Here is a 7720-nt window from a genome sequence, read left to right as displayed (position 1 = left end):
ATCTCCGACTGAACGAACGGACGATACCCGAGGGGCCGCGCGGTCCGCGACCCCCGGATCGTCCGGACCGTCGGGAGGGCCCGGTCGGCCTCAGGTCGGCCGCCCCTACCGGTCTCTCCCCGGCCCGTCTCCCCCCGATCCGGCACCACCGCGGCGACGATGGCGTCGCGCAGCTCCCGGGCGTCCGCCTCGGTGGCCCGCTCCCCGCCCACGCAGATCGCGTCCGCGCCGGCGGCGAGCGCGCGTACCGCGGCGCCGGCGAAGCCGTACCGGTCGGCCACGGCCCGCATCTCCACCGCGTCGGTGACCACCGCGCCGTGGAATCCCAGTTCCTCGCGGAGCAGCCCGCCGAGGATGCGCGGGCTGAGGGTGGCCGGCAGCTCCGGGTCGAGCGCGGGCACCAGCAGGTGCCCGGTCATCACCGCCTGCACCCCGGCGGCCACGGCGGCCCGGAACGGCGCCAGCTCGACGGCCTCGAGGTGGGCCCGGTCCCCGCCGATGCGGGGCAGGTCGTGGTGCGAGTCGACCCGGGTGTCGCCGTGCCCCGGGAAGTGTTTGGCGCAGGCCGCCACGCCGCCGGCCTGGAGCCCGCGGACCCAGGCGGCGGTGTGCCGGGCGACCAGGTCGGCGGCGGCGCCGAACGAGCGGACGCCGATGACCGGGTTCGCCGGGTTGGAGTTGACGTCGGCGTCCGGGGCGTAGTTGAGGGTGATCCCGAGGGCGGCCAGCTCGGCGCCGAGGTCGTGGGCCACCTCCTCGGTCAGCGTCGGGTCGTCGACCGCGCCGAGGGCGAAGTTGCCGGGCCGGGAGCTGCCCCGGGCGGACTCGATCCGGGTGACGTCGCCGGCCTCCTCGTCGATGGCCACGATGACGTCCGGACGCTCGGCGCGCAGCGTCGCGGTGAGCGTGGCGAGCTGCCCGGGGTCGACGATGTTGCGAGCGAAGAGGACCACCGAGCCGAGGCCCTCGCCGAGCCACCGGCACACCCACGGTGGCGGGGTGGTGCCCACGAATCCGGGTTGCAGGACGGCGGCGGCAAGGCCCGCCAGGTCTCCGGTCGCCCCCACGGTCCGCTCGTTCATGCGCTGTCGTACCCCCGTCTTCCCCACCGTCCCCGCCGCCCCGGCGGGTGCTGCCATGGTCACACCGGGCTCCGAAATAGTCAATAAACCTTACTGTTACCGCCTGGCGGTTCCCGGCACGGGGTGGGAGAGTGCGACCCATGCACCCCGCGCTGCTCGCCGACGCCACCAGCGCCGCGGACGTCCCCGGCGTACGGCTGCTCGGCCTGGTGGTCGGCGGCCTGTTTCTGCTGCTCGCAATCCGGGCGATGTTCCGCCGCTGACCCACCCGGCTCCGCCGGTTCGGCCGACACCCACTCCGGGTACGGCACTCGTTGACCATCCGGTGCGCCCGGCACCGCGAACAGCGAGGGGGAGCGATGAGGATCGGCTACTTTCTGTCCAGCGAGGAGTACACCCCGGCGGAGCTGCTGGAGCAGGCGCGCGGCGCCGAGCGGGCGGGCTTCGAGGCCCTGTGGATCTCCGACCACTACCATCCGTGGGTGGACGCGCAGGGCCAGAGCCCCTTCGTCTGGTCGACCATCGGCGCGCTCAGCCAGGTCTGCGGGCTGCCCGTCACCACGGCGGTCACCTGCCCGACCGTCCGGATCCACCCGGCCGTGGTCGCCCAGGCGGCGGCGACCAGCGCGGTCATGCACGACGGCCGGTTCGTGCTCGGCGTCGGCACCGGTGAGGCCCTCAACGAGCACATCTTCGGCGACGCCTGGCCGCAAACCGACGTCCGGCTGGAGATGCTGGAGGAAGCGGTCGGGGTGATGCGGGAGCTGTGGCGGGGCCGGTTCGTCAACCACCGCGGCAGGCACTACACCGTCGAGCACGCCCGGATCTACACGCTGCCGGACACGCCACCGCCGGTCTACGTCTCCGGCTTCGGCCCCAAGGCCATCGACCTGGCGGCCCGGATCGGCGACGGCTACATCAGCACCATGCCCGACGCGGACCTGGTCCGCCGGTTCCGGGACAACGGTGGCGGCGACAAGCCGTGCCAGGCCGGCTTCAAGGCGGCGTACGCCGACAGCGAGGACGCCGGCGCGCGAATCGCGTACGAGCGGTGGCCGAACGCCGGGGTGCCGGGCGAGCTGTCCCAGGTGCTCCCCTCGCCGCGCCACTTCCAGCAGGCCGCCCAGCTGGTGAAGCCGGAGATGATGAAGGACTCGTTCGTCTGCGGCAACAGCGCCGACGCCCACCTGGAGATGATCGACAAGTACGCCAAGGCCGGCTTCGACGAGGTCTACGTGGCCAACACCGGCCCGCACTGGCAGGGCCTGTTCGACCTCTACCAGCGCGAGGTGCTGCCCCGGCTGCGGTGACCCGGCTCCCCCGGTCAGCCGTCGGCGGGCCGGGCGATGCCGTGCACAAGCGTGGCGACCAGCTCGGCGACCAGCCCGGGCGAGGGCTCGGGCGGCGCTGACGTGGGGTCGAGAAGGTGGCCGAGGACCAGGTCGTGGCAGACCCCGACGACGAGCGTGGCCACCGCCTCGGGACTGGCCGCCGGGGCCACCCGGCCGAGCCCCTGCTCGCCACGGACGTACCCGGCCAGCTCGGACCGGAGACCGTGCCCGCCCGCCAGCGGGTTGGGCAGCTCGGCGAGGCGGGCGAGGACCTTCGGCTGGGTGGACAGACCGGCGAACGCCGGCAGGATCGCCGCATGCACCGCCAGGGCCCGTTCCAGGTACGCCCGCAGGTTCGCCTCGACCGTCCGCTCGCCCGGTCGGGGGGGCTCCCCCTCCTGCGCGGCCTCCACCGCCCGCACGTGCGCGTGCAGGGCGTGCGCCAGCAACTCCTCCTTGTCGGCGAAGTGGTTGTAGAGCACGCCGTCGGCGACCGCTGCCTCGCGGGCGATGTCGCGGACGGTCAGCCCGGCCGAGCCTCGTCGGGCGATGAGCCGTACGGCGGCAGCGATCAGGTGCTCGCGCAGGCTCTGGTCGCCGCCGCGCAGCGCGGCCGCTCTCCTCGGTGACATCACCCCGCATCCTAGGCTCGGCGCCCGGGCGGGCCGTCAGTCCGGCCGGTGGGCGGTGACCAGCCAGGCGGTGCCGCGCAGGCGTACGGCGTCGCGCTGCTGGTACGGCAGCAGCGCCTCGAGCACGGCCGCGCGGGCCCGGTCCGCCGTGGCCGCGTCGACCCGGCCGAGCTGGTGCCGGATCGGCCCCCAGCCGGCCAGGAACCCGGCCGCGTCGGCGGCGTCCCGCCCCCACACCTCCTGCGCCTCCACCCGGACGCAGTCGACCCCGGCGAAGCCGGCCTCGGTGAGCACCCGCTGGACAACCGCCGGGTCGGCCAGGGAGAGCGGCTCGGCGACGCCGGTGCCGTCGGTCCCCGGTGGCGGCAGGTGGGCGGCGAGGGCGCCGAGCACCGCACCCAGGTCACCGTGGCGGAAGCCGTCGAGGCTGACGAAGGCGAGCCGGCCCCCGGGGCGCAGCGCGCGGCCGATGTTGGCGAACGCGGCGACCGGGTCGGCGAAGAACATCACCCCGAAGCGGCTCAGCGCCACGTCGAAGCCGGCGGCGGGAAACGGGTACGCCTGCGCGTCGGCGCGGAGGAACTCGACGTTCGCCACGCCCTCCTCAGCGGCGGACTCCCGGGCGCGGTCGAGCATGGGGGCGGAGAGGTCGACCCCGACGGCGTGCCCGTCGCTGGAGCGGCGGGCGGCGAACCGGGTCAGCTGCCCGTTGCCGCAGCCGATGTCCAGGATCCGGTCGCCGGGCCGGACGGCGGCCAGCACGGCGTCGTTGAACCCGCTGTTCACCGGTAGCGGGCCTGGTGTTCGGCCCAGTGCCGGCCCTCGTAGCCGTTCCACGCCTCCGCCTGTCCGGTGTTGACGACGGTCTCCATGCTTCCCCCTTTATGATCGCTCGTTCATGAACGCATGTTCATGATGAACGAGCCGCGGCGCGCCGTCAACGCCCGGAGGACGGCGGACGGGCCGCCGCGCCGGCACGGTCCGGTTTCGCCCGCTGCCCGCCCGGGTACCTCCGGCCACCGATGAAGCTGACCACGCACTCGACGACGTTGCGCCGCGCGGCGCGGAGCCTCTTCGGCTGGACCACGCTCCGGCCCAACCAACTGGCCGTGATGCGCGCGGTGATGAAGCGACGCGATGCCCTGGTGGTCCTGCCGACCGGCGCCGGCAAGTCGGCTATCTACCAGATCCCGGCCAGCCTGATCCCCGGACCCACCGTGGTCGTCTCCCCGCTGCTGGCCCTCCAGCAGGACCAGATCGCGGCGCTCAACGAGCGGCAGCGCCCCGAGCTGCGCGCCGTCCGGATCAGCTCGGACGAGAGCGCGGCCCAGCAGGCCGAGGCGATCGCCGAGGTCCGGGAGGGGCGCGCCGAGTTCCTCTTCATCACCCCGGAGGCGCTCAGCGACCCGGACCGGATGGCCGAGGTCCGGTCGCTGAACCCGGCGCTCGTGGCGGTCGACGAGGCGCACTGCATCTCGGCCTGGGGACACGACTTCCGCCCCGACTACCTGGCGCTGGGTCACCTGATCGACGGCCTCGGCCGACCGCCGGTGGTCGCGCTCACCGCCACCGCCTCCCCGCCGGTACGCGACGACATCATCGCCCGGCTGCGGCTGCGCGACCCCGAGGTGGTGGTCTCCGGGCTGGACCGGCCCAACCTCTTCCTCGAGGTGGCGCACTGCCCCACCGACGACTACCGCTGGCGGCGGCTGGTCGCGCTGCTCAGCGACGACAAGCGCCCGGGCATCAGCTACGTGCCCACCCGGCGGGCGGCCGAGGAACTGGCCCAGCGGCTCACCGACGCCGGGTTCCCGGCGCAGTACTACCACGGTGGGATGCCCACCACCGCCCGCAACGAGCTGCACGAGGCGTTCCTCGCCGACCAGGTGCCGATCATGGTGGCGACGTCCGCCTTCGGCATGGGCATCGACAAGCCGAACATCGCCTGGGTGGTGCACATGGCGCTGCCCGACTCCCCGGACAGCTACTTCCAGGAGATCGGCCGCGCCGGCCGGGACGGTGAGCCGGGCCGGGTGCTGCTGCTCTGGCGCGCCGAGGACGTCGGGCTGCAGCGCTACTTCAGCGGCGGCCTGCCGGACTCCACCGAGCTGCGGGACCTCGCCGCGGTGCTGCGCAAGCAGGCCCGGACCAAGAAGGAGCTGCGCGAGCTGACCGGCCTGGGCCCGCGCAAGCTCGGCCAGTACCTCTCCCTGCTGGAGCAGGTCGGGGCCGTGGAGCCGCGTGCCCGGCAGCGGCTCGGCGCGCCGCGTTACGCCCCGAAGCCGGTCGACGCCGCGGCGGCTGCGCTGGCCGAGGCGGAACGGCAGCAGACGGTCACCCGGTCGCGTACCGACATGATGCGGGCCTTCGCCGAGACCACCGGGTGCCGGGGGCAGGCGCTGCTGGCGTACTTCGGCGAGCAGATGAGCAAGGTCTGCGGGCACTGCGACAACTGCCACGCCGGCACCAGCGTCGCCGACGACGGGGCGAGCGGGCCGTTCCCGGTGCACAGCCAGGTCCGGCACCCGGAGTGGGGTGCCGGTCTGGTGCTCAGCTACGAGGAGGACCGGATGACGGTGCTCTTCGACGAAGTGGGGTACAAGACGTTGTCCGTGCGCGTGGTGTCCGAACAGGGCCTGCTGACGCTGCACTAGCCTGACCCGGGCGCCGGCATGGCGCCCGGCACCACTGACGACGATGACCAGGGCGAGAGGGGCTCACTCGTGATCGAGCAGCCGGCGTACACCGGGTTCGGATTCTCCGACGAGGAGTGGGGGCTGCTGGTCGGCCTGCCGCAGTCGGTGCTGACCGCGGCGAGCGCGGCCGAGTCGGACGGCACCAAGCGCACCATGGCCGAGAACGCGGCCGGGCTGGAGGGCATCGCCGCCGGGCGCGAGTCGGCCAGCCCGCTGGTGGCCGCGGTCGCCGGCGAGATCGTCGCCCGGGTGGGCGACCCGGAGGCCGGCGAGGAACTGCCGGTCATCGAGCCGGCCGACCCGCAGGCGATGATCGACGACGTGCTGGCCCGGGCCGGCCAGGCGGCGGCCCTGCTGGCCGCCCGGGTGGACGAGGGTCAGGCCGGGGCGTACAAGCACTGGCTGGTGGAGATCGCCGAGCAGGTGGTGACCGCGGCGCCCAGCGGCGGCCTGCTGGGCCTCGGCGGCGACGTGGTCAGCGACTCGGAGCGCCGCTTCCGGGACCGGCTCTCCCGCGTGCTCAACGACTGACGGCACCGGCCGCGACCTCGGCACGGATCGTCAACATCGCGGCGTCCATCGTCAACCCCGGGCGGAAATACTGATGGCGGGCCGTCAGCCGGGAGACCGGCACGGCCCACTGGTAACGGGGGGCCGGGGCGAGGCGCCCGCGACGGTCCGTCGCGGGCGGCCGCCCGGTGCCGAGGGCTTCCGCTCGCACCGGCAGGGCCACCGGACCGGCCGACTCCGACCCCGTCGTACTTCCCCCCAGGACTGACGACGGGGTCGGTCGGTCAGGCCTCCTCCAGCAGCGCCAGCACCAGCTTCTCCACGTCGCCGCGGGGCATCTCGGGCTCGACCGGCGCCACCACCCCGTCGTGGTACAGGTCCACCACGCGCGGGTCCACGTAGGACGTACGGGCCACGGTCGGGGTGTTGCCCAGCAGGTCGGCGACGGAACGCATCACCGCCGCGACGGCCCGCTTCCGGGCGGTCGCCGAACGCTGCCGGCCGGCCGTGGCCAGCTCCGTCGCCGCCAGCACCGTCGCGTGCCAGGTACGGAAGTCCTTCGCGGTCATCTCCCCGCCGCTGGCGTCGCGGAGGTAGTCGTTGACCTCGTCGCTGCGCACGTCGCGCCAGCTCCGGCCGTCCCAGTAGCCGAAGAGCCGTTCCTCCGCCCGCCGTCGCCGGCGCAGGTTGGTCAGCACCCGGCACAGCTCCGGGTCCTCGATCCGGCGCACCTGGTCGATGCCGCCCTTGGCCGGGAACTCGAAGACCACGCACCCCCGCCGGGACCGGGCGTGTTCGGGGCGCAGGGTGGACACGCCGAAGGTCGGGTCGTCGCCGGTCGCGTACTGGTCGCTGCCCACCCGGAACATGCCCATGTCGAGCAGCCGAGCCACGGTGGCGAGCACCCGCTCGCGCCGCAGCCCGCGCGACGCCAGGTCGTGGTCGACCCGGTCGCGCAGGTCGGGCAGCCGGCGCGCCACCTCCAGCACGTGGTCGAACTTAGCCTCGTCCCGCTTCTGGCGCCACATCGGATGGTAGAGGTACTGCTTGCGCCCGGCCGCGTCGACGCCGGTGGCCTGGATGTGCCCGTTCGGGTACGGCGAGATCCAGACGTCCTGCCAGGCCGGGGGGATCACCAGCTCGCGCAGCCGGGCCAGCTCGTCGGGGTCGCGGACCGGCTCGCCGGCCGAGTCGAGGAAGAGCCAGCCCTTGCCGCGCCGCCGGCGCCCGTACCCCGGCCGGCCCGGATCACTACGCCGCAACCGCACCGGACACCCGCACCGCCCGTTCCGCCTCGTCCACGGCGGCCAGCACCTCGTCGACCTGGCTGGTCGCCGAGATCCGCTCCACCAACCCGCTGATCGACATGCGATGATGCGCCTGCCCGGGGTCTGGACGACCAACCTGGTGGCCCTGCTGTACGGCGCTTCGATGTTCTCCGTCTACGCGTTCCTGCCGCAGTTCGTGCA

8 protein-coding genes are annotated in these 7720 nt (G+C 74.0%); 4 read left to right on the top strand and 4 right to left on the bottom strand.

Going from position 1 to position 7720, the window contains the following annotated elements; genetic code table 11:
- On the bottom strand, positions 1–1082 hold a 1082-nt coding region (locus JNW87_RS31375; protein ID WP_238454918.1), incomplete at its 3' end, for a glycoside hydrolase family 3 N-terminal domain-containing protein.
- A 140-nt stretch (positions 1083–1222) separates the two neighbouring features.
- Here JNW87_RS31375 and JNW87_RS39945 point away from each other — a divergent pair.
- Positions 1223–1345: a hypothetical protein gene (locus JNW87_RS39945; protein WP_255544580.1), complete on the top strand. Its 123-nt coding sequence runs from the start codon at positions 1223–1225 to the stop codon at positions 1343–1345.
- Positions 1346–1441: 96 nt separating this feature from the next.
- A complete protein-coding gene (locus tag JNW87_RS31370) occupies positions 1442–2392 on the top strand; it encodes a TIGR03557 family F420-dependent LLM class oxidoreductase (RefSeq protein WP_238454917.1) in 951 nt (316 codons plus the stop codon).
- Between the two features lie 14 nt (positions 2393–2406).
- On the opposite strand, the gene JNW87_RS31365 is transcribed toward JNW87_RS31370, so the two are convergent.
- On the bottom strand, positions 2407–3045 hold the full coding sequence (locus tag JNW87_RS31365; RefSeq protein WP_109804653.1) for a TetR/AcrR family transcriptional regulator: 639 nt from the start codon (positions 3043–3045) through the stop codon (positions 2407–2409).
- Positions 3046–3081: 36 nt separating this feature from the next.
- On the bottom strand, positions 3082–3831 hold the full coding sequence (locus tag JNW87_RS31360; RefSeq protein ID WP_201749916.1) for a class I SAM-dependent methyltransferase: 750 nt from the start codon (positions 3829–3831) through the stop codon (positions 3082–3084).
- A 236-nt stretch (positions 3832–4067) separates the two neighbouring features.
- On the opposite strand from JNW87_RS31360, the gene JNW87_RS31355 reads away from it, so the two are divergent.
- Positions 4068–5699, top strand: a complete 1632-nt coding sequence (locus JNW87_RS31355; protein ID WP_109804654.1) for a RecQ family ATP-dependent DNA helicase — start codon at positions 4068–4070, stop codon at positions 5697–5699.
- 69 nt (positions 5700–5768) lie between these two features.
- Positions 5769–6272 (top strand): hypothetical protein, encoded by a 504-nt coding sequence (locus tag JNW87_RS31350; protein ID WP_109804658.1) that lies wholly within the window; start codon positions 5769–5771, stop codon positions 6270–6272.
- A gap of 263 nt (positions 6273–6535) precedes the next feature.
- On the opposite strand, the gene JNW87_RS31345 is transcribed toward JNW87_RS31350, so the two are convergent.
- A complete protein-coding gene (locus JNW87_RS31345) occupies positions 6536–7519 on the bottom strand; it encodes a DNA topoisomerase IB (RefSeq protein ID WP_109804655.1) in 984 nt (327 codons plus the stop codon).
- Positions 7520–7720 lie beyond the last annotated feature (201 nt).

It is taken from the genome of Micromonospora sp. ATA51 (assembly GCF_016802855.1).
GTDB classification, from domain to species: Bacteria; Actinomycetota; Actinomycetes; order Mycobacteriales; family Micromonosporaceae; genus Micromonospora; species Micromonospora sicca.
This window is presented reverse-complemented; position numbering and strand designations above follow the sequence as displayed.